Genomic DNA, 26,870 nt, shown 5'->3' on the forward strand with positions numbered 1-26,870 from the left:
CATTGGGGAGTAGCTTGTATGCTCAGATTGACGCTCTTTGACAGTGGTTACTGTTTCGTGCCGGAGTGGCAGGTGTTGCGTGGTGGGCGACGGCAGCGTTTTGCTTGTCATGCCCTAGCGGCCTTGCTGGAGCATCCGCAGTATGGGCTGTTGCTCTTTGATACGGGCTATGCCCCGCGTATGCTGGATGCGACCGAGGCGTGGCCATTCCGCCTCTACCGCTACATGACACCGCTGTATCTGCGGCATGAGTTGGCACTGGTGGAACAGTTGCAGGCACGAGGCATTGGGCCTGAGGCAATCAGGATGCTGATTATCTCCCATTTCCACGCTGATCATGTGGCGGGGCTGCGCGATTTTCCCCAGGCGCGGATTGTAGCCGAGCGGGCTGCACTCTACCAGGCGCTTCAGTTGCGGGGCGTGGCGGCACTCCGACGCGGCCTAGTGCCAGCACTGCATCCGCCCGATTTGGCGCAACGCACCATTTGTGCCGATAATTTCCCGGCTGGGCCAGAGTTACCCCACTTGGGGCCGAGCCGCGATCTCTTTGGCGATGGCTCGCTGCTGCTGGTTGCCTTGCCGGGCCATGCCCGTGGCCAACTGGGCGCCTTAGTGCAGAGCAACAGCGGGCCAGTGCTACTGGTCGCCGATGGTGCATGGACAAGCCGTTCGATCCGTGAGTTGCGCCCGCCGTCGCGCCTGACCAATCTGCTGGTGGACGATAGGCGCGCTGTGGCTACGACCCTTGCCCGCCTCCACGCCTTTGCCCACAATCACCCCGAGGTGCGGATTGTGCCCTGCCACTGCCCAGAGTGTTTTGCCGAGCTGTGAAAGGGTGGGTTGGAGGCAACCAAGCCGCCCCCCAAGATTCCCCGTATCGTGTACAATACCTCACAAAGGTAAGCTGCCATCAGCGGATGGAGTGCGTGCCCTAGCATGCCACCGCCTAATGCTATTTCAGATTGTAGATTGTAGATTGTAGATTGCCGAACATGGCGTCTCAATCTAATGCCATTTCAGATTGTAGATTGCAGATTGCCGAACATGGCGTCTCAATACGCTTTGGCGCTCTTGATTGTGCGGCATGTTCAAGGGTAATTGAACGACACACCTATGCTCAAGGTTAAAATTGCTGGACTGGGGCACTACTTGCCTGAACATGTGGTAAGCAGTGCTGAACTTGAGGCTGAATATGGCCTCGAAGCAGGTTGGATTGCACGCACGACTAGGATCTATGCGCGCCACCGCGCCCTTGATGAGACAACAGTGCAGATGGCGTGTTATGCCGCCCAAGATGCCCTTGCGGCTGCGGGTATGGCAGTCCATGATGTAGACCTGATTATCGCTGCGGCCAGTGGGCGGCAACAGGCAATTCCCTGTACGGCGGCGTTCATTCAGCGCGAACTTGGTGCGCCTGATGGCGCGAGTGCCTGTTTTGATCTCGATGCCACCTGTCTCAGTTTTATCTTTGGGTTGCAGACCGCTGCCCACCTCGTGGCGGCAGGAACCTACCGGGCGGCATTGGTGGTGAGTAGTGAGATAACGCGCCGTTCGCTCAATCCCCAAGAACCGCATAGCGCCGTTCTCTTTGGCGATGCCGCCGCTGCTGCGGTGCTTGTGCCGACACCGCCCAATGAGACCGCTCAACTGGTCTGTGAGCAATTTGCAACCTATAGTAGCGGTGCCGACTTGACGACCATCTTGGGCGGTGGCACCCTGCACCACCCCAATGATCCAGCGACGAGCCCGACAATGAATACCTTCTCAATGCAGGGCACGGGGGTCTACAAAAAGGCAGCCCGCCTCGTGAAGCCCTTCATGGAACAATTCTTCACACGGGCCAACTGGTCACGCGCAGACGTAGATGTCGTGGTGCCGCATCAAGCCAGTGGTCACGCCCTCGATCTCTTGGTTGCACGTTACGGCTTCACCCCAGGGCAGGTGGTACGCAACTTGGCCGAACGCGGCAACTGTGTTGGTGCCTCGATCCCCCTAGCCTTCTCTGAGGCGGTGGCCAATGGGCGCATTCGGCGTGGTCAGCGCGTCCTGCTGATTGGCACCGGCGCCGGGCTGACACTTGGGGCAATTGGGTTGGTGTTTTAGGGGCTGTCTGGAAAGTCTATGAACTGGCGTTGGAGTGCCGGCTTCAGCCGGCTAAAGCCGGCACTCCAACGCCTGCCCACTAGCTTTTCAGACAGCCTCTTAGAGAGCATGAGCCATGACATCAGCCAAGCAACGTGGCATGACTGGGCGCTATGAAATTACCTGGGTTGGCGGCGAAAGTATCCAGTCATTCATCCCTAATCCATTACCTCCAGAACCGCCCCTAGCATTGGATTCGCGTCGTCAGCAGTTGCTGGAACGAGCTACGCTGGCTCTGGGGCGATTGGACAGCGTAACGTTGCTGCTGCCCGATCCTGACCTCTTTCTTTACGCTTATGTGCGCCGCGAAGCGGTTTTATCTTCGCAAATCGAAGGCACTCAATCCACCCTCCAGCAGTTGTTGCTCTTTGAACTCGAGGAAGCAACCGGGGCGCCCTTTGACGAGGTGGTGGAAGTCTCGAATTATGTGGCAGCTCTCAATTATGGTCTCCAGCGTCTCAAAGCAGGTTTCCCGCTCTCTAATCGTCTATTGCGGGAAATGCATGGCATCTTGCTTTCTCGTGGGCGGGGTAGCGAACAGTCACCAGGCGAGTTCCGGCGAACCCAAAACTGGATTGGCGGTACCCGCCCAGGTAATGCGCTCTTCGTCCCCGCGCCACCGTCCCTTGTGGAAGTGTGCATGGCCGATTTGGAACGTTTTCTCCACGGGGAGAAAAATCCTTATCCTATTCTGATTAAGGCTGCCCTAGCTCATGTGCAATTCGAGACCATCCATCCCTTTCTTGATGGAAACGGACGGATTGGACGTCTGCTCATTGCATTCCTGCTTCATCACGATAAACTTCTGTCTCAACCACTACTGTATCTCAGCCTTTATTTCAAACAACATCGCTCCGAATACTATCGTTTGCTCGACCGAGTGCGCTTTGAGGGGGATTGGGAAGCCTGGTTGGATTTTTTCCTTGAAGGCGTAGAGCAAACGGCGATGAATGCTGTCGAAACGTCCCGCCGTCTGCTGACCCTGTTCCAGCAGGATGAGCAGAACATTCGACAGCTACAGGGCAATGCTTCCGCTAAGTTACAGGTATTTCGTGTGCTTTGCGAACGCCCAGTGATGAACATACATCAGGTATGCGAACACACCGGGCTCTCTTTTCCCACTGTGGCGCGTGCTACGAAAACACTTGTAGATCTTGGCGTCGTGCGCGAAGTGACCAAGCAGCGCCGCAACCGCGTATTTGCGTATCAAGCCTATCTCGACATCCTGATTGAAGGAACGGAGATGCTTTGAGTATGAGTTTGACCACATAAGGGTGTGAGGGAACTAGGTTCCCTCACACCCTTATGTTGATCCGGCGCAGAGCAACTCCCCCTCTTATTAAACGATTCGGCGTTTTGCGTTAATAGCGGCTGCGGCTATTTAACGAAGTGAAAATAAGGGGGCCATGCCCCCGCGCCCCCAGCAGGGGGATTCTGCGGGGGCCATGCCCCGCGCCCCTGCCAGTTCATGGGCGGACAGAAAACGTGTACGTTGGCACGCAAAAACCTCATTGTAACGCCAAGAATCTCGCTGTCTTCGCCCCCTCTCCCACTTGTGGGAGAGGGGGAAGGGGGGTGAGGGCCAACCGGCGCATCCCCATCAGGAATCTGTAGGCACCCGCACAAGAATTCTGTCCGCCCATAAACCCCTGCCAGACGGGGCGACGAGCCTCGCCCACCCTACAAGTCAATCTCGCATGCCCCAGAGACGCAGGCCATCTCTTGGGCCGCGTTGGTCAGGTCTTGCTCTTCGTAGCGGTAGATCTTGGAGAAGTCTATGGGCGGGAAGTTGGCAACCAGGCGCTCGTACTCTTCGCGGGTGATCTCGACGTAGGGCATGTTGTCGTATTTCGCATCGAAGGCGGGTAGGAACGACAGGCCACCAATCAGGTCGCGGTGTTCCCAAACCCACTTCATCAGGTCAATCACCTCGTCGGGCTGGTAGATAATCGTGCAACTGGGGTTGTGTTCCGTCCAGTAGGTCTTATTCTGCAACCAGAATTCGCACTGGGCAATCGCCGAGCGCTCTTTGCGCGTGATCGCGTTGGCGGGCGAACGTACCGGGAAGTGGATGACCCAGGTGTTGGCGTTTTCAGCCGTCTGGCCATTTTCGGGCGACATCGGAACGCTGGCGTCGCGCAGGACTTTGAAGAGGGGCGAGTGGGCCGCGACGCGCACGTTGCGGATGTAGTAGGGGGCCCAACGCGCATGCAGGCCCGAAGCGCAGTCAATCAACTGCGACGAATTTCCGCTCGGTTTCACACATGTGATCGCCGCCGATTGGTTGATCCCCAAGGCCAACGCCGTCTGGCGGTTGGTCTCAATCGCCACCTGACGCAAACGCTCCTTCACCCCGGCATCTTGGGCGATGGGGCTATCCATCTGGCCAGTGATGTCCACCCCAAGCAGCCGCTCCTCCTCGCAGTTGCGCTGCCACTGCGGGCGCAACCCGGGAAAGTGGGTCGCCAAAGACTGAATCGTCCCAATGATCGTCGCCACCTCCACCTTCTCGCGCAGACTCTCGAACGTGTCGTCGCTGCGGGCGACGGCTGCCGAGAGGTTGCAAAGTTCCCAGGGACGGAGAACTATTTCACCGCAAGGATTGGTGCCAAACTCTGCACTTTGACGCCGGGCCGGTTTGAGCATCTTGGCCGCTTCGCGGTTGAAGATGCCTGGTTCGCCGCGCCCCGATTGTACCATTTCGAGGAATTGGCTGATGAATTCGGCTTGGGTGCGCCCACTCGTGAGCCAGACGGCTGAGTTGTTGGCGTTCCAGCGTTGGCTGTTTTCGCGCTCGAAGTCGCCATATTTGCTCTGGAGCATCTCGTCGTCGTCATAGTCGAAGAGGGAAAGCATTGCGGTGCGCCTCACCCCTCCGCTGACGGCGGCGTTACCAACGGAACACATCATGTCGTGGGCATCAATGGGGCGTAGGAAGCTACCCTGGCGGGCGAGGATGCGCCCGCGCACGAAGTCGAGCATGATGCGGAGCGGTTCGGGGCCGGAGGCGCGCCCGCCTTTGGTGCGTAGGGGCGCACCGGCAGGGCGTAGCAGCGAGAGATCGAAGCGGATGTCATCACCCTCGAACCAGGTCTCGAGGCCAACCCGTAGAGCCTCGGCCCAGCCTTCGGCAGAATCTTCGACCACCATGGTGGGGGCCATACGTCCGCTTTGACGCCGAATGCGCGGAAAATTCTCGATGTAACCCCGCTCCACCGAGAAGCCAACGCCGCAGCCGCTCATCGAGATGATCAATGCCTCGACGAAGGAGTGGATACTTTCGACCGGCTGGTAGCTACAGTTGTAGATCGCAACCGAGTTGCGCCGGGCGGCTGGGCCGGCCATAGCGAGGAGGCGCATCGAGGGCATAGAGCGCATCTCAAGGATGGCGCCACGCACACGCTCGTAGCTCTCGCGGGGCAAGCGGTCACCGGCAAGCTCGTGGAGGAAGGCGACCGAGCGATCCACCGTTTCGATCCAGGTCTCGCGTCGCCCCAGATCATAATTAAAGCGTGAGTATTTATCGAAGAACTGGAACTTCTGCAGGGCAGTGGGAAAAAACTGATCCGACGCCGCAAAGGCGCTACGCACCTCTTCGGGAATAGGACGTTCAACACGCTTCTTGGCGTGTTCGGCGCGGTAGAGAATGTAGTGCTTGGCAGCTTCAAATTCGCCTGCGGCAAGCAAGACCATCTCGACAATATCCTGCACACCTTCAACCGTCGGCGGGGTGCTCCCATGCTTCGCCGCAATAATGTTGACCACACGGCGGGTCAGGTCTTCAACCGGCGCATAGGGCGTGCGGTTGAGGGTCGCGAAGCATTTGCGTAGCGCATTGCTGATCCGTTCAGCATCGAATGTAACGACGCGACCATCACGCTTCACAATTGAAGCGGGCATGTTCATGCCCGCTTCGTCCAACGCTTGGTAGACGCCGTTGGCTATCTCTTTGTTGGCGCTCATTGAGTCCCTTTCAGAATCGTTCAAGTCAAATGCTGGACAGGGGGGCTTGGGGCGTAGCCCCATGTGCATGACGTTAAGCCCCCGGCGGGGGGGTGAGGGCGGCGAAGCCGCCCCCAAGAAGACTCTTGTTGTTGCGCTGTGGCGGCGAAGCCGCCAAAGCGCAACAACAAGAGGGTTTGGGGCGTAGCCTCAACAACTGTGAAGCAGCCCTTACGCTGGCGGCGAAGCCACCAAAACACTACATATGGTACAAAATACTTATGTTTACCACTATATATAGAACCTGTCCGAGTACGAACTATACCACGCCCCCAGAGGTCTGTCAAAGCATGGAGGGCAGGCTTGCCCGTGGCTCGCTGCTGCCTGTGGCTGGGTTGGGCTGGATTTGGCGCTCGATGTACTCCAAGGATTGGTGGCGAAAGTAGGTGTTGTACAGTTCCGCATAGTGCCCGCTGCGCTGCATGAGGTCGCTGTGGTTGCCCGCTTCGATGATGCGGCCTTGACGTAGCACAATGATGCGGTTGGCATGGCGCACGGTGCTGAGCCGGTGGGCAATCACAATGGCTGTGCGTTTGGCTAGTACGGTATCCAAGCCCTCCTGAATCAACGCCTCGGTCAGTGGGTCTACACTGGCGGTCGCTTCATCCAAGATGACAATCGCGGGGTCTTGCAGCAGCACGCGGGCGAGGGCGACGAGTTGACGTTGGCCCATTGAGAGGTTGCTGCCCCGTTCGCCCACTTCGCTCGCCAGGCCCTGCGGCAGCCCGCTAAGCCAGTCGCCGTTGCCGATGTGGGCGGCGGCAGCGTATACCTCGGCGTCGCTCGCTTCGGGCTTGCCGTAGCGAATATTCTCGCACACCGTACCGTCGAAGAGGAAGGGCGTCTGGGTGACAATGCCGAGCCGAGCGCGGTAGGCGCGCAGGTCGAGCGCCCGAATGTCTACCCCGTCAATCGTCAACTCCCCGCTCTGGAACTCGTAGAAGCGGGCGACCAGTTTGGCAATGCTGCTTTTGCCCGATCCGGTGTGGCCCACCAGGGCAATCACTTCGCCGGGGGCGATGCTGAGATTGAAGTTCTGCAGTACCGGCTCGTCCTCCTTGTAGCCAAAGGTCACGTCGTTGAAGACAATCGCTCCACCCAGCGTTGGTAGTTGCTGCTGATCATGTTGCACTACGCGGGGCTCGGCATCAATCAGGGCAAAGACGCGCTCGCCCGCAGCGAGGCCAAGCTGAAATTGGCTCCAGAAGGAGGCAATGCTGGTTAGTGGGAACCAGAAGGCTTGCAGCCCTTGGATGAAGAGGAACCATGTGCCCGGGGTGATTTCGCCGCCGCGCACGCCTAGACCACCGACATAGACGAGGGTCGCTGTGCCGATGCCTGCCAGTAGGTTGAGTACCGGAAAGATGGTGCCAAAGACGTAACGCATCCGCATGTTAACGCGGCGACTCTGGCTGTTGACTGCCAAGAATTCGTTGTAGATGTTTGGCTCTTGGCGGAAGGTTTTGGCTACCCCAATGCCATTGATCGTCTCGCTGATATGGGCGCTCACCTCGGCGTTCATCCGCCGCGAGGCGGTGATGGTCTTGCGCGCAATCTGACGAAAGCCTAGGGCTGTCCCAATGATCAAGGGGGCCAAGAACAGCAGAATCCCAGTCAGCATCAGGTTGATGGTGGCCAAGTAGCCCACAATGAAGACAATCAGCAACAGGCGGCTGATAAATTCCATGGTCAGGGTCATGACCTGGGTGAAGGCGGCGCTATCGGAGTTGACGCGGCTGACAATTTTGCCACTGGCAAACTCGTCGTAGAAGGAGAGATCGTGGCGTAACACGGCCTCTACCGCGTCTTCGCGCAGCTTGAGGACGACATCGCCTACCGCTTGGGCCGAGAGGGTCTGGCGGATGAGGTTGAAGACCCACGAGGATACGCCGAGGGCCGCGAGGATGCATGCCAGCGTGATGACCAATTGGGTCGAGGGGTCGGCCCCGATCCAGTCGAGGCTGTGGGCAATGAAGATCGGAATGCCCGCATCGAGGGCGGCGGTGGCTGTAACCATCAGGGCAGCAATGAGCATCTTGCCACTCTGCGGGCGAAAATAGCCCAGAATGCGCCGCACCAGCGCACCATCGCTATATTTACGGTCGTATGCTTCGGCGTCAAGGCCGTCGAGAATAAAACCCATAGGGGATGTGTTCCTTGATTCGGTATGTGCGGGCGGCGAAGCCGCCCGCACATACCAGCAAAAGGGGATATTAGAGGCTGTCTGAAAAGTCTATGAACTGGCGTTGGAGTGCCGGCTTTAGCCGGCTAAAGCCGGCACTCCAGCGTGTGCCACATCGTGTGGAACGACACTGAAGCCCTTTTCAGACAGCTTCTTAGCGATAGCTACCTACTACCTACTACCTACTACCTACTACCTACTGCCTACTGCCTACTTCCTGCACAACCTCTGGCTCATACCGCGCAAAGATGCGCTGGTAGAGCGCACAGCTCTGCAAGAGCTCTTCGTGGGTACCGGCGGCAACCAGGTGACCGCCGTCGAGCACGATGATCTGGTCGGCCCAGCGGATTTGCGAGAGGCGGTGGGTGATCAGAAGGACGGTGCGCCCCTCTTGGGCTTTGCGGATGGCCTGCTGAATCTGGTCTTCGGTGGCGCTATCAATTGCACTGGTAGAATCGTCGAGAATGAGGATGCGCGGGTCGCTCAGGAAGGCGCGGGCGAGGGCGATGCGTTGGCGTTGCCCCCCAGAGAGGGTGACGCCCCGTTCGCCCACGACGGTGGCATAGCCGTCGGGTAGGGCGCTGATGAAGGCGTGAGCTTGGGCGGCCTGCGCTGCCGCTTCGATCTGCGCCTGGGTCGCGTTGGGTGCGCCGAAGGCGATGTTTTCGGCGAGGCTGCGCGAGAAGAGAAAGATGTCCTGTTCGATCTTGCCGATCTGTGAGCGCAAGCCATCGAGGCTCCAGTCGCGCACGTCTATGCCGTCGAGCAGCACGCGCCCGGAGGTGGCCTCGTAGGTGCGGTTGACCAGTTGGGTGAGGGCGCTCTTGCCGCTGCCGGTCTGACCCACGATGGCGACGGTCTGCCCAGCGGCGATCTGGAAGCTGATGTTGTGCAGAATGGCGGTGGGTGGTGCAACACTGCTTGTTGTTCCGTGGGGGCCGTTGGTGCCTTGAGCGGCCTGGAGTGGCACCTGTCCGGCATCCTGCTGCGCCTGCTCTGCCGTCGCCATATGCTGAGGGGCATCCTCCACATGCTCGGCGGGGTAGGCGAACGAGACATTCTCGAAGCGGATTTCGCCGTGCAGCGGGGCGCGGTGGCCCTGCCGGTTCTCGTCGAGGTCGGTTTCGGCCTGAATGATGCGGAAGATGCGGCGGGCACTGGCGATCCCGGCTTGGATGACCGAGAAGGCGAAGATGGAGATGAAGGTGGGGAAGCGCAGGACGTTGACGAGGCCCATGACGGCGATGACCTGGCCGACGCTGATGGTGCCTTGGCTGTAGAGCCACATGGCGTGGAGGAAGGTGAGGCCAACGGTGATGCCGTAGATCAGTAGGGGCAGGTAGCGTGCTTCGATGTAGCCCTGGCGCACAAAGAAGTCGCGGAAGAGGCGGGCGTTGCGTCGGTATTTGGCATGCTCGAAGGGCTCACGCGCACTGGCCTTGACCACCTCGATGCCCGAGACGGTCTCTTTGAGGCTGGCGTTCATGCGCCCGTACTGCTCGCGTTGGGCCGTGATGACAGGATCGAGACGGCGGAGGTAGCGTCGGGCGGTGATGATGTAGAGTACCACGAAGATAATCGGTACGAACAAAAGCTCTACATGGGTAAGCCCGATGAAGGTAAGGGGCACCACAATCCCGATCACCGTCTCGGAGGCGAGCAGCCCACCAGGGACAATCATATTGGCAAGGGCATTGGTATCATCGGTAGCGCGAGCCATAATATCGCCGGAGCGCTGACGGTCGTGGAAGGTCTTACTCTTACCCAAGAGGCTCTCATAGAGTTCTTGGCGCGCATCGGCCTCAAAGCGCGCCGCGAGCGTCTCGGCAGAGATGATACCGAGTAGTGAAGAGAAGGCATCGCCCACAAAGACGGCAAAGACGAGCAGCGCGACAATCAGCAGGCCGTTGGGCGCACTGGGGCTAATAATCTCATCGGCGGCGCGCCCAATCAGCACCTGTGAGCCAGCGTAACAGGCCCAAGCGGCGAAAAAGCAGAGATAGAAGCCGAGCAAGAGACGCCAATAGCGCAGGAGATGCGAACGAATCCACCCCCCCAAACTACGTTGATCATATTGATAGGCACCTGCTATCGAGAATTCACTACGAAGGGCCAAGGGGTACGCTCCTTGTAAGGATATAGAAACAAGGAAATAGGAAATAGGCTTGTGGGGTCAAGCATTAGGGTAGCACACTTGCGCGGCTTTTGCCATCAGACTTTAGGCGGAGTAGAACCCCCGGCGGGGGTTTGGGGGAGGCGCGGTGGCTTCGACAGGCTCAGCCACCGCGCCACCGCGCCTTTTGTTCCGTTGTGGCGGCTGCGCCGCCACAACGGAACAAAAAAACTAGTTAGCGCGAAAAAGCCTTGGGTTGGCAGGCGACCTCGCGGTGGCTTCGACAGGCTCAGCCACCGCGCCGCTGGCTCGGTGGTTGAGCCTGTCGAAGCCAGCTTGTCGAAGCCAAGCGGCGCGGCCCAGAGCTTTTTCGCGCTAACAAAAACCCCAACAGCGGGTTGGAGGGCGGCAGCCCTAAACGTTAGCCCAGCCCCAAGCACAGGTTAGGCCATGGGCATGCTATGATGGAACCGATATGATTAGTCCGGGACAACAGATTATCGTCATTGGCGGGGGCTTGGCGGGCTTGGCAGCGGCGCGTCAACTTCAGCATGCAGGTATGCGGGTGGTGGTCTTGGAGCGAGCAACGGCGGTGGGGGGCCGGGCACGCACCGTGATGGAGGGGGGCTACCGCATTGAGTTGGGGGCTGAGTTTTTGGCCAGCTTCTATACGCGCACGCTGGCGTTGATTGACGAGTTAGGTTTGGGCCATGCCTTACGCCAGATCCCCCGTAGTGCGGCGACACTCCGCAATGGGCAGTTGCATGCGTTGTGGCCCAATCTGCGGGCAGCCTTTACCCAGTTGGTAGGGACACGCCAGAAGTTGCCGCTTTCATACTTGGTTGGTTCACTGCTGCGCCATGCCTCGCAGCTCGATCTCCATGCCTTTGCGAAAGCCCACCAGCTTGATGACTGCTCGGTGAGTACTTATGCGCGGGCCCATCTCTCGGAGGAGCTGCTGGAGTATCTGTTGCAACCGGCGATTGCGGGAATCTTCTACTGGACACCTGAGCGTACATCGCGGGCTTTGCTGCTGATTGCATTGCGGGCCGGCTTGGCCCACCCAGCGGGCTTACGGATCTTTACGCTCGACGAAGGGATTGGGCAGTTGGCCCGGGCCTTAGCGGCCCACCTGGAGGTACACAGCGCCACCGAAGTGCTTGCGGTAGAACGACATGCCCATGGGGGTTACCGCATCAAGGCGCGCCAGGGGGGCAGCGAGCGGAGCTATGAGGCGGCGGGGGTGGTGGTGGCGACGACGGCCAATGTGGTGCCGCAGCTCTTACCCTGGCTCAACGGGGCGCAGCGGGACTTCTTTGCCGCAGTACACTACTCGGCCACCGTCAATCTCGCGGTGGGCACGCGGAACCAGTTGCCCAACGAGATCTATGGGCTACTCTTTCCGCGCCGCGAGACCCCCTTCCTGGCATCGGCCACCATGCAGACGGTCAAGGCGGCCAGCTTTGCGCCACAGGGGCGCGACCTGATCTGCCTGCACATGAGCGGCCCGGCGAGTCGGGCGTTACGCGAGCATGACGATGCCAGCTTGGGCCGTCTGATGCTCAGTGAACTGCGGCGGCTCGTGCCATCCTACGACCCCACGCCTCACGCAGAATTCCAGCGGCTCTATCGCTGCCCAGAGGCGCTCCCCGAATTTGATGTAGGCAGCTTCCAGCGCATCGCCCGCTTCCTCAGTGGTGGGATCGAAACGCAGAAACTCGTCTTTGCCGGGGATTACTTAGGCGGCCCCTTTGTGGAGGGAGCGATCACGAGTGGCGAACAGGCAGCCAAGAGGCTGTTAGGCTAGTGTTGCGGGAGTGTGCGGGAACCAGGTTCCCGCACACTCCCGCTAGTTGGGGCTACGCCCCCGCGCCCTCGGCTGGAGCAGCGCGTTAGCGTGTACAGATCATGCCGCCATCAACCACAAGGGTGGTGCCGTGGATGTAGCTTGCCTCATCGCTACAGAGGAAGAGCACAGCGGCGGAGACATCGGCAGGTTGGCCGATGCGCCCCTTGGGGATGCGGCTCACGAAGTAGCGTTCGCGTTCGGCGTCGCCGAGCATACGGCGGGTGATGTTGGTGACGATGATGCCGGGGGCTACAGCGTTGACGTTGATATTGTGGCCACTCACGTCCACCGCGAGGCCCTGGGTGAGCAACTTGGCTGCGCCTTTGCTCGCGTTATAGATACTCTGACCAACGGCGGCCACTTCACCCATAATGGAGGTCACATTGACAATTTTGCCATAATTGTGTTCCATCATCGTCGGCAACACAGCGCGGCAGAAAGCGAACGTACCGCGCAGATTCGTATCCATCACGCGGTCGTACTCCTCATCGCTCATACGGGGAAAGGGCATAAACTGACCCACCCCAGCATTGTTGACCAGAATATCAATATTGCCAAACTGTTCAAGAGTAGCTTGCACACAGGCCGTAATCGCACTCTGGTCGCGCACATCAACCGTCATTGTGGCACAGACGCCATTGAGGTCAATAATCGCCTTGCGCGTCTCTTCAAGCCCTTCGACATTACGTGCGGCGCAGATCATCACCTTAGCGCCTTCGCGGGCCAAATCAAGCGCAACCGCCTGGCCAATCCCGGACGAGGCACCAGTAACGATAGCGACCTTATTGTGAAAGCGGGAAGCCATGAATTCATTCCTCCATAATCTACAATCTACAATCTACAATCTGAAATGGTATCATGCCCGTCCTTGACCAAAGGCACTCTCAGCCTCTTCGGGGGTAGGATGGATCGCAAAGACCTGAGTAAAGCCGGTGAGCGCAAAGACCTCATGAACCTGGGGTTGCAGCGCGGCTAGGCGCAGCTCACCGCCCAGGGTCATCAACTCCTTACGAATAATCAGCAGCGCCCGCAGCCCACTTGAAGAGAGGAAGACCACCTCTTGCAAATCGAGTAGCACAAAGCGGGCACCCTGGGCAATCTGCGCGTGAACATCGCGGGTAAGCTGGGGCGCAGTAACGGCATCAACCCGCCCTTGGATGGGCATGATCACCACATCATCACGCGGGCCACTGGCAATATACTTGACCATTGTCAAGAGATTTCCACCATTGGGATTAAAATCAAACCGCACCTCATCCATGAGGCGCGTAATCAGATAGATACCCAAGCCCCCAACCTGGCGTTCTTCGATAGAAGAGTTAATATCGGGGGCCGGGACATTATGCGGATCGAAATGGCGTCCGTAGTCACGGAGAACAATAACGAAGCGCTGCTCATCAGACTGCCACGAGAGGGTCAGATCGCCGGGATGATCGGGATCATAGGCATGCTGAATAACATTGGTGGCCGCCTCATCAACCGCCAACTGCACCTGCCAAGTGGCACGCTCATCAAGGCCAGCCAACTCAGCCGCCTCAGTAATAAAGGCACTAATTTGGGCCAGGGCATCAAGATCGGCAGTAAGCGTAATGCTATCCATTGGCACTTCGTCTGCGGGGAGGTTTGAAGGAGCTTAGAGGCTGTCTGAAAAGTCTATGAGTTGGCGTTGGAGTGCCGGCTTTAGCCGGCTAAAGCCGGCTAAAGCCGGCACTCCAGCGTGTGCATCCCGGCTTTTCAGACAACTTCTTAGAAAGATCCGACTGCTGCGGTTACATCAGCATAGATTTCAAAGAGCGACGTAAACCCCGTGAGATCAAAGACCTCCTTGATACGGGGGGGCAAATTGGCAATCCGAATATCGCCACCCTCAAGGTCGGTAATCTTCCACTCGCGGGCACGTTTACGCGCCTCAATCAGCACACGCAGGCCGGGGCTACTGATATACTCCAACTGGGCCAAATCAAGCACCAGCCGGTAGCGACCTTGCTCAAAGAGCGCCTCAACCTGTTGTCTCAACTGAGGCGAGGTGGCCGCATCAATGCGCCCCGCCACCGCCAGGAGGTCAACCCGATTGAAGCTCCGATGCTCGATCTGCATCCAAACCTCCTCAACGATCTTGTCAATAAGCGCAAGGCGCATTATAGCATAGCGGCGGGGCTTCGGGGGCGGCTGTGCTGATCGATAGGCTTACGTTCAGGGCGGTAGCCCTAAAATCCGCTGGTGGGGTTACGCCCCAAACCTTCATTTTTCGTTCGTGTTGGCGGCTTCGCCGCCAACACGAACGAAAAAAGTTCTGCGGGGGAGGCGAAGCCTCCCCCGCACCCCCACCAGAGGATACTTGGTCACACCCAATTGATATAATGCAAGCAGATATTGTTGTGCGGGCCTAACGTTAAGGGGAGCATACTATGACCACTGCTAACATTCTTGAAGATGAACGTCCAACGTTGGCAGAGGATGGGCTGACGCTCTCGGTTGTCATTCCGGTGTACAACGAGCATGAGAGCCTGCCGATGATCTGTAAGCGGATTACTGAGGTGTTGGCGGCTGGTCCGGCACCCTACCGTGATAGCTATGAGATTTTGTTGGTAGATGACGGGAGCCGTGATGGGAGCTTTGAGGTAGCGCAGAAGTTGCATGCGGCTGATGAGCGCATTCGGGTGGTGCAGTTTCGGCGCAACTTTGGCAAGACGGCTGCACTCCAGGCGGGATTTACGCTCTGCCGGGGGGCGCGGGTGGTTACCATTGATGCCGATATGCAGGAAGACCCGGTTGATATGTTCCGCCTCTTTGAAAAGCTCGATGCGGGCTACGATCTCGTCTCGGCGTGGCGGATCAAACGCAACGATCCGCTCTCCAAAACCCTGCCCTCGCGCATCTTTAACGGGGTGGTCTCGCGCATGACAGGTGTCCACCTCCATGATTTCAACTGTGGCTTTAAGGCGTACAATGGCGACGTGGTGCGTGAAATCCAGCTTTATGGTGATCTGCACCGCTTCATTCCGGTATTGGCCCATCAGCAGGGCTTTAAGGTGACCGAGGTGTCGGTTGAACATCAACCCCGACGTTATGGCAAGAGCAAGTTTGGCGCTCGGCGGTTGGGGCGAGGCTATATTGATTTTATCCAGGTTCTCTTTCTCACCTCCTACCTGAATCGTCCCTTGCGGCTCTTTGGCACCATTGGGACACTGTTGATGCTGGTAGGAGGGGCGATCTGCGCCTACCTGAGCATCCTCTGGTTGCAAGGCTTTCGCCCAATTGGCGATCGCCCCCTGCTCACCTTGGGGGTCTTGCTACTGATTACTGGTTTACAATTCTTCTCGACAGGCTTAGTAGGCGAAATGCTGCGTCACAACACCTACCGGACGGGCGATGAGTTCTCGATTAGGCGCATGTTGCGTTAACATATGGTTATGAACACTACCAACTACACTAGTTCTAATTTGCAAAAGCATACGAGTGGTAATCCGCTACAACGTTACCTGCTGGGGCGTTTTCATACAGCGGCGGGAGCTTTGTTGGCGCGGATAGAGCCACGGCCCCTACAGATTCTGGATGCGGGCTGTGGCGAGGGCTTTGCGATGCGGGAAGTGTTGGCCGAGTTACCCGGAGCGGTGCTGGGGCTTGATGGCAGTGCGGGGGCACTGCGTGTGGCGGAAGAACTTAATCCGGGCCGTGGCTTTACCGCAGGCGATCTCTATGCACTACCCTTCCTGCCTGGCAGTTTTGATCTGGTAGTCTGCATGGAGGTATTGGAACATCTCGATCAGCCGGAACGGGGTCTTGCTGAATTGTTGCGCGTCAGTCGGGATTGGCTATTGTTAAGTGTGCCCAATGAGCCCCTCTTTCGGGGGGCAAATTTTCTGCGCGGCAAAAACGTGGCCGCATGGGGCAATGATCCCGGCCATGTGAACCATTGGTCAGCCTGGGCTTTTCGGCGTTTTGTAGGTAGGCATTGCCGCATCGTGGCCACTTGTACCAGCTTCCCGTGGACGCTGGCCCTGTGTAGGATTTGAGCTATGCACGCTGTGCTACGCTCGCCTTGGCTGCGTGGGGCGATCTTTGGCTTGGTACTCCTAGCTTGGGCTTGGTTCCTGTGGGGCCAACTTGATGAACTACGTCACTACCCTTGGCAATTGGGGCCACTGCCGCTGCTGATCAGCATAGGCTGGGGTGCGCTCTACTTTGCCGGGCTTGCCCTTGGCTGGACACTGCTGTTGCGCACTATGGAGGGGGCTGCAGGGCAGGTTGGTTTGCTGGCAGGGAGTCACATCTGGTTGAGTACCATGCTCGCCCGGTATGTGCCGGGCAACATCTGGCATATTGTGGGCCGGGTGGCGCTGGCGGGTCAGTTGGGGGTGAGTAAGAGCCATGTGGCTACGAGCGCCACCGTTGAGCAACTGCTGACGCTGATGGGTGCGGCGTTGCTCTTTGGGCTGAGCCTGCCTTTTTGGGGCGTTGGGGCGGGCGCAGAGCTGTGGCTGCTTGGGCTGCTGCCGCTTGGGCTGATCGCGCTGCACCCACGCATCTTTGGGGCGCTCTTGGCTTGGGCGGCGGTACGTCTGAAACGTCCCGATCTGGCATGGCCCTACCGCTACCGCACCATGCTTTGGCTTTTGGGGGCCTTTGCGCTGGCCAATCTAGCCGCTGGGCTAGCGCTCTATGTGTTGGTTGCGGCACTTACGCCGGTAGGTATTGCGCTGCTCCCCTTCTTGGTGGGCGCGGCGGCACTAGCGTGGGCCTTGGGCTATTTGAGCCTGTTGACCCCAAGTGGCTTGGGCGTGCGTGAGGCGATCTTGACCACCCTTTTAGCTCAGGTGGTACCCTTGCCGGTGGCGATTATAGGCAGCCTACTACACCGCTTGGCCTTAACCTTGGGCGAAGTGGTTGCAGTGGGCCTCGTGGTGGGCTTGAGGAGAATAGGATGAACTGTTGGCACTGTGACCGACCGGCCCATGGGGTCTGTCGTTTTTGTGGGCGGGCGCTCTGCCGTGATCATGTGCGCGAGATGCCGTATATTGTCGCGCTCTATAAGGATCAGCACAACACCCACCAGGCGATTGTGACGGCACGGGCGCTCTTTTGTGGCGTCTGCGAGCCGCGTGAGGAGCCGGTTGGCATGCCGGAGCTGAAGTGAGGTAGAGGTTACACGAGAACACAGAGGGTTTGAACCACAGAGGCACAGAGCGCACAGAGAGATGTTCTATCTGCATTTCTGCCTAACTTTCTCGCTCCTCCCCCTCTGTGTCCTCTGTGCCTCTGTGGTTCAAACTCTCTGTGCCCTCTGTACCCTAGAGGCACAGAGAGAGATGTTCTATCTGCATTTCTGCCTAACTTTCTCGCTCCTCCCCCTCTGTGTCCTCGGTGCCTCTGTGGTTCAAACTCTCTGTACCCTCTGTGCCCTCTCTACCCTCACACCGGATCAGGCACAATCAGCCCATAGTTCCCATCGCGGCGGCGATAGAGCACGCTGAGGCGCTGGTTCTCAGCGTCTTGGAAGATGAAGAAATTGTGGCCAAGCAGCTCCATCTGCTCAATCGCGTCGTCGGTGAACATGGGGCGCAGAGTGAACTGTTTGGTGCGGATGAGCTCGTGGTCGTGATCGGCTTCCTCGTCGGGAGCGGCTTCGGCTGTAGGCAGATCGGGCTCGTTGACAACGAAAGCCTCGACGGGGCGGGGGGCGCGTTCGCGCCGCCAGTATTTCTCTTTGTAGCGCTTGATCTGGCGCTGCAAAACCGACTGCACCTGGTCAATCGCCGAGAAGAGGTCGTTGCTCTGCTCTTCGGCACGCAGAATAACCCCATGCTCGCCGACCAGGGTGACTTGGACGCGACTGACTTCGCCAGCGTTGCGTTGCTGCTGGGTGTGGACCTCGACGGTGGCGCTGGTGATACCGCCCATATAGCGCACGAGCTTGCTCAGCTTCTCGTTAATATGGCTCCGCTGACGCTCGGTGATCTTACTGTTGCGGCTTTTGATTGTGAGTTCCATCTGGTCCTCCATACCAATAAACAAGCGGCACCCACGCAAAAATTTCGCAGCGGGTGTACAGAACGGCAAAGCCCCCGGGCGCAGGGCGCACCGAGGACTCTGCTGACTGTCAAACTATGGGGCGATGCGACGTGCGGTTGCAACTGTTGCCATCGCGGAAATCTTTCTGCTCACAACGCTGTGGGATGCGGTGGTTTGGCCACCACAATACTCATATGGTGCATTGTACAACGCTTGAGCCAGTGGTATAGTTGTGAAATCTTAACTCTTGCTTAAAGTACTGCGCCAAGGCGTCCGAAAGACCGTAACATGCCCGTAACTCTTACAGTGTACAATGCTATCGTAATGCAGTGCGTTATGCCATTTCAGATTGTAGATTGTAGATTTCAGATTGTAGATTGCCGAACATGGTGTTCCAGTGAGCTTTCGCGTGCTTGATGATGCGGCATGTTCAACGGTATGTAGGATTATACGTGTTGGCGAAAGGCTAATATGAGCAATGTCTTGTTTGTCAACCATCCCAACCCCACCGCTACGGTAACGCTAACCGCCCGTAATGGCTACGCGGTGCGGGTGCGTCATATGCGCCGCGAAGATGGGGCGCTGCTTGAGCGCATGTTTTATCGGCTCTCTTCTCAGACGCGCTACCGGCGCTTCTTTGTGCCACTGGATCACATTGATCCCGATCGGGTTCATCAGGAAGCCCAGCGCCTAGCTCAGATTAACCCCAAGCGCGAGTTGGCACTCATTGCACTGATTGAAGAAGAGGGGCGCGATGAGTGTGTGGCTGTCGCACGCTATGGCTGTATTGCGGATCGTGAGCATGCCTGCGAAGGCTCGATTGTGGTACGCGACGATTTTCAGCATGCCGGGCTCGGACGGCAACTCTTTGATCTGTTGATTCAATCCGCAATGGCGCGGGGCATGCAGCACATGTCGCTCTTGACTCATGCAGATAACACTGGCATGATTGCCCTCGTGCATGGCTTGGGTCTGCCCTATAAAGGCCGCTACAGTGCTGGACTCTATGAGGTGGATGTGCAACTCAGTGATGGGACACAGCCCTTCTTTCCCTTTACTGCGCCACGCGGATGAGCTATGCTATTGCGCTACCGCCCTATTTTCTCTTTCCTATTTCCTCTTTGCTTGCCTAAGGAACTCCTCTATGATCCGTCGCAGTGCGTTGCTTCCTTCGCTGCTCAGTGGGGCGATTGGCCTTGTTGGGGGCGCTTTGGGAGCGGCTTGGTATGTGAGTGGCCGCGTAAGCCCTGAGCCGCGCCGCACCTTCCTTGATGCCTATACCTTTACCCCTTGGGAGTTGGGCGTACCCTTTGAGCCTGTGCGTTTTACCAGTAGTGCCGGGGTTACGCTGCGCGGTTGGTGGTTGCCCCAAGCAGAGCCCAAAGGGGTTATGATTGGCTGCCACGGCCATAGCGGCAGCAAGGATGATATGCTTGGCATTGGCAGCAATGTCTGGCGTGCGGGTTATAGTGTGCTGCTCTTCGATTTCCGAGGGCGCGGTGAATCTGATCCCTGGCCACAAACCCTGGTGAGCCGTGAGGTGGATGATCTGACCGCCGCAGTGGATTTTGTCGCCGCCCGTGAGCCCCAGGCGGCCATTGGGGTGGTTGGCTTTTCGATGGGTGCAGCGGTGGCCATCCTCACTGCGGCTCAAGATGCCCGCATTGGCGCGGTGGTGGCCGATAGCGCCTTCACCACGGGCCGCGATGTGGTGGCCCATAATATCCGTAGTGTGCTGCGCCTGCCTGCAGAATTTTTAGTCATGGCCGCTGATCAGATTGTACACATGCGCCATGGCTACCGCTTCAGCAGTGTGCGTCCGCTGGATCGGGTGGCCCAGCTTGCCCCACGCCCACTTATGATCATCCATGGTGCTGAGGATACCCTCGTGCCGTGCAGCCACGCTGAGCGGCTCTACCAGGCCGCCAAGGAGCCGCGTGAGCTCTGGATGGTGCCTGGCGTTGATCACTGTGGGGCCTATTTTATTGATCGGCCAGCCTATTGCCAGCGGGTGATTGGGTTTCTGGATCAGTATTTGACCAGTTTGGGGTAAAAGGATAATTTGGTATTATTTCGTTCGTGTTGGCGACTATGCTACCAACACGAACGAAAAAACGCATGATTTTTGATGTCCTAACTCTCTTTCCCGCGATGTTCAGCGGGCCCATGACTGAAAGCATTCTCAAGCGGGCGCAGCAGGCCGGGCTGATGACGCTGCGTCTGCACAATATCCGCGATTGGGCTACGGATCGCCACCGTACCGCTGATGATGCGCCCTATGGCGGTGGGGCCGGTATGGTGATGAAGGCGGTGCCGACGGCGGCGGCTATCCGTGCGGTGCTGGCACTAGAACCGGAAGCGCCGCCTGCCCCCGTGATCCTCCTCAGCCCTGATGGGACGCCTTTTACCCAAGCGTTAGCCCACGAACTGGCGCTCCAGCCGCGGCTCATTCTGCTCTGCGGCCACTATGAGGGTCTGGATGAACGGGTGCGCGAGACGCTCGTGACCCAAGAAATGAGCATCGGGGATTATGTACTCACTGGTGGCGAATTGGCCGCAATGGTGCTGATTGATGCGGTTGCCCGCTTGCGCCCTGGTGTGATTGATGCCGAGTCGATTAGCGAAGAGAGCCATAGCGACGGCCTGCTCGAATACCCGCACTACACCCGACCTGCCCTCTGGGAGGATCACCCTGTGCCGCCGGTGCTGCTCTCTGGACACCATGGTGCAGTGGCGCGCTGGCGGCGCAAAGAGCGTCTGCGCCGCACCCTTGCCCGTCGGCCCGACCTATTGCCCCGTGCTTATGCCACAGGCCAACTGAGCCGCGACGATCTGAACTTTTTGGCTGAGTTGGGTTGGGTACCGTGAGGAGTTGGTACCATGCTAAAACGCCTACGCCAATTTCGGGGAATCGAGTTTCAACTCCTCTTCACTGTCCTGCTCTTCTTTGCAGCGGGCTACCTGCTGGTCATGGTGGCGACGCAACAGCGTGAGTTTGTAGCTACAGTGCCGGGGCTGTTGAGTATCCTCTGGCCTTCGACGCTGCCCCTGCTGCTCTTCATTGCGGTCTCGGTGGGCTTGAGCTTCCATAGCCCCCAGGCCGATCAGATTCTCCTGCCGTTGGTGGCGCTCTTGGCGGGCCTAAGCCTGATGCTGACGGCACGCCTGGAGCCGAGCCTCAACGCGCTCTACCGCTGCTCTACGCCCGACGGGGTGGTGTTTGGCTGCTACGAAGCAATTGATGCCAAACAATCACTCTGGGTCACGCTGGGGGTGGTGGGCATGGCGGCGATCATCTTTCTGCCCTGGGATCGCATCCTGATCCGCAATCTGCGTCTCTCACTCATTGATGTCTTGGATCACTACCGCTACTTTTGGCTGGCCTCGGGCTTGGTGCTGATCGGCGCAACCTTTATCTTTGGCGTTGATCCCAACAATTCCGGTGTGAACCTCTGGTTCAACTTTGGCTTCTTTCTCTTCCAGCCCTCGGAGTTGCTCAAGATTATCCTGGTGATCTTTATGGCTTCCTACCTAAACCAGCACCGCGAGGTGGTGGCTGGTGGTTATCAGTTGGGGCCATTGACCTTGCCGCCGCTCCCCTATCTGGTGCCCCTCGCTGCCATGTGGGGCATTGCAATGAGTACCATTGTCTTTCAGCGCGACCTAGGAGCAGCCTTGTTGCTCTACGGGGTCTTTTTGGCCATGCTCTATGCCGCGACGGGGCGGGCGTGGTACGTACTCGCCGGACTGATCGCCTTTGGCGGCGGGGCGTACATTCTCTACCAACTGATGCCTATTGTCTCACTGCGTATTCAGGTCTGGCTCGATCCCTGGGCGACCGCACGCGGCAGTGGCTACCAGATTGTGCAGGCGATCTACGCGCTCGCTTCAGGCGGCATCTTTGGCCAAGGGTTGGGCATGGGCGTACCGGCAATTGTCCCCGCAATCCACACCGATTTTATCTTTACAGCCATTGGTGAAGAGTTGGGCCTCGCGGGAGCATTGGCGGTCTTGATTGCCTACATCCTCTTAATTTTCCGTGGCTTTCACATTGCCCTACGAATTCCGGGGCGCTTCCGAGGCTTTGAGCAACTCCTCGTGGTGGGGCTAACATCCATCATTGCCGTGCAGACGCTGATCATCCTCGGCGGCAACCTACGCCTCATTCCACTGACAGGCATCACCTTGCCCTTCATCTCCTACGGAGGCTCCTCGATCCTGATCAACTTTCTGATCGTGGGGCTCTTGATGCGTATCTCGGCCCAGACCGGGGGGCGGTAGGGCGGAACAGAGGAACAGGCGAACAGGCGAACAGAGGAACAGAGGAACAGAAGAACAGAAGAACAGGGGAACAGAACGGTGCCGCAAAAGAGCGCAAAGGAACGCACAAAAACAGCGGTGCCGTCGCCCCTCTCCCACGTTGTGGGAGAGGGGCCGGGGGTGAGGGCCATCCTTGTGATCCCAAAGCTCTAGCCATAGATCCCTCAACGAACAACCAACGGCAAGTAGAGTTTCCTGATAACCACTCCTTCTATAACGAAGACTTGGGTGAAGCTTCTGTCGGTATTGAACGATGCCTCAGTGTTATGGTGGGTGATCCAATTCAGGATCACGTCACCAGCGACGCCACCGTTCACTTGCACCCTGAAGACGATCAGCAAGCGTCCAGATCGCTCATCTGTAGCGGCTGGAATGGTCAGGTTGGACCAGATGAGATTCTGACCGTCCACTTGGGGCGACGGCCCGATCAAGGTCTGGAGGTATTGGAGTTTCTCGTTGAGGTTATTTCTGATGTCAACGTTGACCGGACTGTTCGTCGGGTTGATCGCGGAGATAACGTAGTAGAACTCCTCTTCAGAGCTCACACTGCTCTTGTTTGCATGCAGGCCAAGGGCCGGATTGGGGGGTTCACAGAGACTAATGATCGGGTCGAGAACCCCGTCCTTGATGGGCAGGGCCCCATCAGGGCTATTGGCCTGGGCGCGGGGCTGGAGTGGCCCCCAGACTTCACCGATGCGTAGACGCATACGTAGGGCGATCTGGGCTGCCGATACGTCCGCTGGCTTCTCTGGTACATACAGATTCTCCCAGCGCAGCACCGTACCGTTATGATCCTCCGAGATCACACGCGGCGGGTTGCCCCCTTCCTCCAACATTCTCTCGTAGTAGAGGCCCAGCGGCAGCGTCACGGTCACCGCCGTGCTGGTGTAAGCGTGGCGATTGGTGTTCACGATGCTAATCTGGTAGTCGCGCTCCTGCTCGTGGTCAAGGTTGACGCATTGATCGGCCCGCTCAATTGTGGGCTCGACGGTAGCCATCGGCACCACCTGGATATTAGCAAAGGCATAGAGCCTAAACTCGTCGTCCTCATCTTCGATCCATTCGTAGTTGCGGCAAGGCTCTTGCGGATCATCAGGGCAGGTGCCTACGCCGTCAATGTTGTCGGCCTCGGCGCGGAACAGATTTCTAAAGGGGCCAACGATATCGCCCGAACGGGCGAAGAAGCGCACATTCGTACTGGCGTCAGGCGCAAGCGTGGCAAGCGTCCATGTCAGCACTACACGCCCGTCTTCGCGTGTAGTGCTCTGAGGCTGATCTCTAATCGCACTATCGGGTGACATGCCATCAAAGGTAAAGCCGGGGGGCAGTACATCAATGAAGCGTACATTACGCTGTTCAGCTTCGGTATTGTTATTCTTCACATTCAGCCGAACTTCGTGGCGATCCTGGAGGCTGATGTTGCCGCGCGGGTCAATTGCCTTGCTGAAGGTGAGTGTGTTCAAGACGGTACCGCAGAGGTATTCTACGGGAGCAGCGGTGCGTGGCACTGAACGCACAACGTAGGACGTTCCACCAAGGCTGGGTGTGAAGCGGAAGTCAAGAATGTTGTTAAAGGAGGTGCTTCGGCAGCGAGGTGGATCCAGCCGGGCCACAAAACGCACCGTGTAGCTCTCATTCGGGCCAATGGTTCGTTGCGGCCACTCGAAGGTATTACCACTGACAACCGTCGGTGGCGGATTGTCGTCGTCCATACGGACAAAGGCAAAGTTGCCGCCAACATCATAGAGGCCGACGCGGTATTCACGGTTGTCGAGGTTCCTATAGGTGAGGGTGAAGACCACTTCGTGGTTGTCTTCCTCATTATTACCGTCAATCGTCTCACGGCTGGCCGTCTTGGTCAGGATCATCGGCGGTGAGATGCGTACACAGACCCGGTTTGCGCGGGTTTTGTTGACAGTTTCGTCGCTATCTACCACTTCATAGTCGAAGGCGTTGCAGTGGTCAATATACTCGTAGCCTTCGATGTTCAGGGTGTAGCGGAGCTGTATCGTCTCTTCAGCCGGTACGCTGATGCCCTCCCAGGTGATCGTGCCACCGCTACCATTCCGCACATCCGTGGGTTGGAACGATTGGCCATTGAGCGTGGAAGAACCCTGCTGGTAGCTAAAGTTAGCACCGTTGCCCGAGGGCATGCGGTCAATCACGCGGACGTTATCGGCGGTCTCCGAGCTACGGTTCTCGATCTCAATAATGTAGGTGAAGCTACCGCCGCGTGTAACCAAGTATTGGCCTTCGGTCTGCTCCATCTCGGGGTCGGCGAGCTTGCTGGCAAAGAGGCGCGTAAAGGCTTGGAAGTTCGCCCGCCCACTCCGGGGTTGGATACAGGCCGAGGGGACATCTTGGGGCACACTCACACTGGCGACACCAGTCCCACGAGCCACGGTCGTCGTATTACCACCACGAATCACCAGAGTCACGGTCTGGCTCGAGGGAGCGCTGAAGGAGCCAGCGGGCATATTGAGCTTCCAGACCACATCGCCGCCAAGTTCTCTGCCGTCGGGCGCAGAATAGGGCGGTGGATTAGCGCGGCCTGGTATGTAGTAGGCATTAGACTGGATAATATAGCGCAATTCGAGATCATTGATCGGCCGATCCCAGAAATTCTGCACCCTGATAGTAATCTCGGCCTCATTGCCCAAGATCGGGCGGGCGGGATCGGCACTGACCGCTGCGATCACCACGGGCACCTGGATGCTCGCATCTACACGCCTACCTGAGATGATATGACGGGTTGTGGCTGAACCCAGCAGAGGTATCTCATCGCTGGTTACAAAGTAGGTATTGTTGCGGAGGATGGTACACTCGATGGCAACATCGAGCTTAAAGAAGCGCACCTTGAACTCCAGCGGATTGGCACCAGGTTGCAGTGGGCCAGGGATCACCCAACGGATCTCGCCGTTCTCTTCGTCCACTTCGGCCTGTACCGGCCCCTCCGAACTTACATACTGGCTACCCGCAGGAATGCGATCCGTTAGGGTAATATTGGTCGCAGCAACCGCATCGGCGCGAATAAGATCGCCAGCACGGTCGCCGGGAGCGGTAGCGTTACCGAGTCTGATCGTGAACTCGACAACCTGATCGGGGCGGGCGTAGTAGTGTGTCGCGGGACTCGTGCGATCCTTTTCTAGCACAAAGACCGGGCCAATAAAGATCGCGTTGGCGGTGTCCTCGCTGATACTTGGGCTACCAACACTATTGGCCAGTGCAGCCGAGCCCGCAGGCCGCTTGGGCGGCTGGCCCGTGAGCGGATAGTGATTGTCGCGTGTGCCTAATACCACTTGGAAACTGCCAGACTGGCCGGGAGCGAGCGATGAGGTAATTTGGTATATCACATTAGCATCGGTCGTATGGGGAATAATCTCCACCGTGGCGTTGCGTTGTTGCTCTGGTAGGCAGTAACGCGGGGGTACAACCTGCAGGTCGCTGTTCTTGCAGAACTGTTGGACTGTATTCCTATTATTAACAAACGCGAATTCAGTCCAGCGGGCTGCAATAACAAAGTCGGAGGCAGGAGTGCTACGGGTGTTCGTGAAGATATAGGTGTAGATAATATCTTGACCGGGCGTGACGCGCTCGGGGCTTATCACCACGTCAACCTGGATGTCGCCCTGAATTTGCTGCGGGAAGGAGAGATCGTTCAGTTGTTGCAGGCTGAGATCTGCCAGTTCGCTGGGGGGCATGTAGCCTGCTGGGGCAACCGGCTCGGCTTCGGCGAATGGGACGACTACATCCATTTCGGGCAATGCGTCGGACGGCGGGGTGTAACGTTCACCAATTTGCCGTGGGGGGCTAGCCACGGTCGGCACTGATAGCTCGGCTGCATCGAGCGTCAGTCTGGTAGCCGCTTGTTCATCAACAGGCGTCGGTGGGGGCGCCTGGGCCAGCGTAGCACTAGGCGGTGTTGGCGTTAAGAGCAGCAACACGAGTACCATGGCGAACAAGCTGTAGAGGCGTCGGAAAGACAAAGACATCATGGAGCTCCTTTCGTATTTGTGGGTGTACCTGCACATGTGCCTGTTAGAAGCTGTCTGAAAAGCTAGTGGGTACGTGTTGGAGTGCCGGCTTTAGCCGGCTAAAGCCGGCACTCCAACGCCAGTTCATAGACTTTTCAGACAGCCTGTTAGGGATTATGGAGACGATATATTATACACCCACGTCTATTATACGTGTGTACGCACCCACAAATACGCCCATATCCCCGCTGCATTTGTTGCAATTTGGCGACTTCG

20 protein-coding genes are annotated in these 26,870 nt (G+C 58.0%); 12 read left to right on the forward strand and 8 right to left on the reverse strand.

The genetic code is table 11. The features are described 5' to 3' along the window. Positions 1 to 18 precede the first annotated feature (18 nt). From CJ255_RS02635 to CJ255_RS02645, 3 genes are all read left to right on the forward strand, one after another. A complete protein-coding gene (locus tag CJ255_RS02635) occupies positions 19 to 831 on the forward strand; it encodes an MBL fold metallo-hydrolase (RefSeq protein WP_097642550.1) in 813 nt (270 codons plus the stop codon). A gap of 282 nt (positions 832 to 1,113) precedes the next feature. Continuing rightward, positions 1,114 to 2,103 (forward strand): 3-oxoacyl-ACP synthase III family protein, encoded by a 990-nt coding sequence (locus tag CJ255_RS02640; protein WP_097642551.1) that lies wholly within the window; start codon positions 1,114 to 1,116, stop codon positions 2,101 to 2,103. Positions 2,104 to 2,242: 139 nt separating this feature from the next. Further along, complete coding sequence (locus tag CJ255_RS02645; protein ID WP_245863143.1) at positions 2,243 to 3,394, forward strand: Fic family protein; 1,152 nt, start codon at positions 2,243 to 2,245, stop codon at positions 3,392 to 3,394. 428 nt (positions 3,395 to 3,822) lie between these two features. Here CJ255_RS02645 and CJ255_RS02650 read toward each other — a convergent pair whose 3' ends face one another. The 3 genes from CJ255_RS02650 to CJ255_RS02660 all read right to left on the reverse strand — a co-directional run bounded on the left by CJ255_RS02650 (position 3,823) and on the right by CJ255_RS02660 (position 10,442). Next, a complete protein-coding gene (locus CJ255_RS02650) occupies positions 3,823 to 6,105 on the reverse strand; it encodes an ATP cone domain-containing protein (protein ID WP_097642553.1) in 2,283 nt (760 codons plus the stop codon). Positions 6,106 to 6,427: 322 nt separating this feature from the next. After that, on the reverse strand, positions 6,428 to 8,287 hold the full coding sequence (locus CJ255_RS02655) for an ABC transporter ATP-binding protein (protein ID WP_097642554.1): 1,860 nt from the start codon (positions 8,285 to 8,287) through the stop codon (positions 6,428 to 6,430). A gap of 235 nt (positions 8,288 to 8,522) precedes the next feature. Further along, complete coding sequence (locus CJ255_RS02660; RefSeq protein WP_097642555.1) at positions 8,523 to 10,442, reverse strand: ABC transporter ATP-binding protein; 1,920 nt, start codon at positions 10,440 to 10,442, stop codon at positions 8,523 to 8,525. A gap of 472 nt (positions 10,443 to 10,914) precedes the next feature. Between CJ255_RS02660 and CJ255_RS02665 the strand changes: the two genes are divergently transcribed. Next, positions 10,915 to 12,246: a protoporphyrinogen/coproporphyrinogen oxidase gene (locus CJ255_RS02665; protein WP_097642556.1), complete on the forward strand. Its 1,332-nt coding sequence runs from the start codon at positions 10,915 to 10,917 to the stop codon at positions 12,244 to 12,246. An 85-nt stretch (positions 12,247 to 12,331) separates the two neighbouring features. Here the strand turns inward: CJ255_RS02665 and CJ255_RS02670 are convergent, their stop codons facing one another. The 3 genes from CJ255_RS02670 to CJ255_RS02680 form a co-directional block, all read right to left on the reverse strand. Next, on the reverse strand, positions 12,332 to 13,093 hold the full coding sequence (locus CJ255_RS02670; protein ID WP_097642557.1) for an SDR family NAD(P)-dependent oxidoreductase: 762 nt from the start codon (positions 13,091 to 13,093) through the stop codon (positions 12,332 to 12,334). 51 nt (positions 13,094 to 13,144) lie between these two features. After that, the gene (locus CJ255_RS02675) at positions 13,145 to 13,888 is read right to left on the reverse strand and encodes an anti-sigma factor antagonist (RefSeq protein ID WP_097642558.1); all 744 of its coding nucleotides are present in this window, start codon (positions 13,886 to 13,888) and stop codon (positions 13,145 to 13,147) included. 146 nt (positions 13,889 to 14,034) lie between these two features. Next, positions 14,035 to 14,385 (reverse strand): STAS domain-containing protein, encoded by a 351-nt coding sequence (locus tag CJ255_RS02680; protein WP_097642605.1) that lies wholly within the window; start codon positions 14,383 to 14,385, stop codon positions 14,035 to 14,037. A gap of 311 nt (positions 14,386 to 14,696) precedes the next feature. Here CJ255_RS02680 and CJ255_RS02685 point away from each other — a divergent pair, with 311 nt between their 5' ends. Genes CJ255_RS02685 through CJ255_RS02700 form a run of 4 tightly spaced genes read left to right on the forward strand, consistent with a single transcriptional unit; the run spans position 14,697 to position 17,425 of the window. Further along, positions 14,697 to 15,692, forward strand: a complete 996-nt coding sequence (locus tag CJ255_RS02685) for a glycosyltransferase family 2 protein (protein WP_097642559.1) — start codon at positions 14,697 to 14,699, stop codon at positions 15,690 to 15,692. Positions 15,693 to 15,695: 3 nt separating this feature from the next. Then, a complete protein-coding gene (locus tag CJ255_RS02690) occupies positions 15,696 to 16,304 on the forward strand; it encodes a class I SAM-dependent methyltransferase (protein WP_097642560.1) in 609 nt (202 codons plus the stop codon). Positions 16,305 to 16,307: 3 nt separating this feature from the next. Further along, positions 16,308 to 17,216 (forward strand): lysylphosphatidylglycerol synthase domain-containing protein, encoded by a 909-nt coding sequence (locus CJ255_RS02695; protein ID WP_097642561.1) that lies wholly within the window; start codon positions 16,308 to 16,310, stop codon positions 17,214 to 17,216. Next, on the forward strand, positions 17,213 to 17,425 hold the full coding sequence (locus CJ255_RS02700) for a hypothetical protein (RefSeq protein ID WP_097642562.1): 213 nt from the start codon (positions 17,213 to 17,215) through the stop codon (positions 17,423 to 17,425). The genes CJ255_RS02695 and CJ255_RS02700 overlap by 4 nt, the downstream gene beginning before the upstream one ends. 275 nt (positions 17,426 to 17,700) lie before the next feature. On the opposite strand, the gene hpf is transcribed toward CJ255_RS02700, so the two are convergent. Then, positions 17,701 to 18,279: a ribosome hibernation-promoting factor, HPF/YfiA family gene (hpf, locus tag CJ255_RS02705; protein WP_097642563.1), complete on the reverse strand. Its 579-nt coding sequence runs from the start codon at positions 18,277 to 18,279 to the stop codon at positions 17,701 to 17,703. Positions 18,280 to 18,771: 492 nt separating this feature from the next. On the opposite strand from hpf, the gene CJ255_RS02710 reads away from it, so the two are divergent. The 4 genes from CJ255_RS02710 to CJ255_RS02725 all read left to right on the forward strand — a co-directional run bounded on the left by CJ255_RS02710 (position 18,772) and on the right by CJ255_RS02725 (position 22,581). After that, positions 18,772 to 19,374, forward strand: a complete 603-nt coding sequence (locus tag CJ255_RS02710) for a GNAT family N-acetyltransferase (protein ID WP_097642564.1) — start codon at positions 18,772 to 18,774, stop codon at positions 19,372 to 19,374. 70 nt (positions 19,375 to 19,444) lie between these two features. Further along, a complete protein-coding gene (locus CJ255_RS02715) occupies positions 19,445 to 20,353 on the forward strand; it encodes an alpha/beta hydrolase (protein WP_097642565.1) in 909 nt (302 codons plus the stop codon). 65 nt (positions 20,354 to 20,418) lie between these two features. Next, positions 20,419 to 21,168, forward strand: coding sequence for a tRNA (guanosine(37)-N1)-methyltransferase TrmD (gene trmD / locus CJ255_RS02720; RefSeq protein WP_097642566.1), 750 nt, complete (start codon positions 20,419 to 20,421; stop codon positions 21,166 to 21,168). 12 nt (positions 21,169 to 21,180) lie between these two features. Further along, on the forward strand, positions 21,181 to 22,581 hold the full coding sequence (locus tag CJ255_RS02725) for an FtsW/RodA/SpoVE family cell cycle protein (protein WP_097642567.1): 1,401 nt from the start codon (positions 21,181 to 21,183) through the stop codon (positions 22,579 to 22,581). Between the two features lie 203 nt (positions 22,582 to 22,784). Here CJ255_RS02725 and CJ255_RS02730 read toward each other — a convergent pair whose 3' ends face one another. Then, on the reverse strand, positions 22,785 to 26,615 hold the full coding sequence (locus CJ255_RS02730) for a DUF11 domain-containing protein (protein ID WP_165774534.1): 3,831 nt from the start codon (positions 26,613 to 26,615) through the stop codon (positions 22,785 to 22,787). Positions 26,616 to 26,870: the final 255 nt, after the last annotated feature.

This window comes from Candidatus Viridilinea mediisalina (genome assembly GCF_002532535.1).
GTDB lineage: Bacteria > Chloroflexota > Chloroflexia > Chloroflexales > Chloroflexaceae > Viridilinea > Viridilinea mediisalina.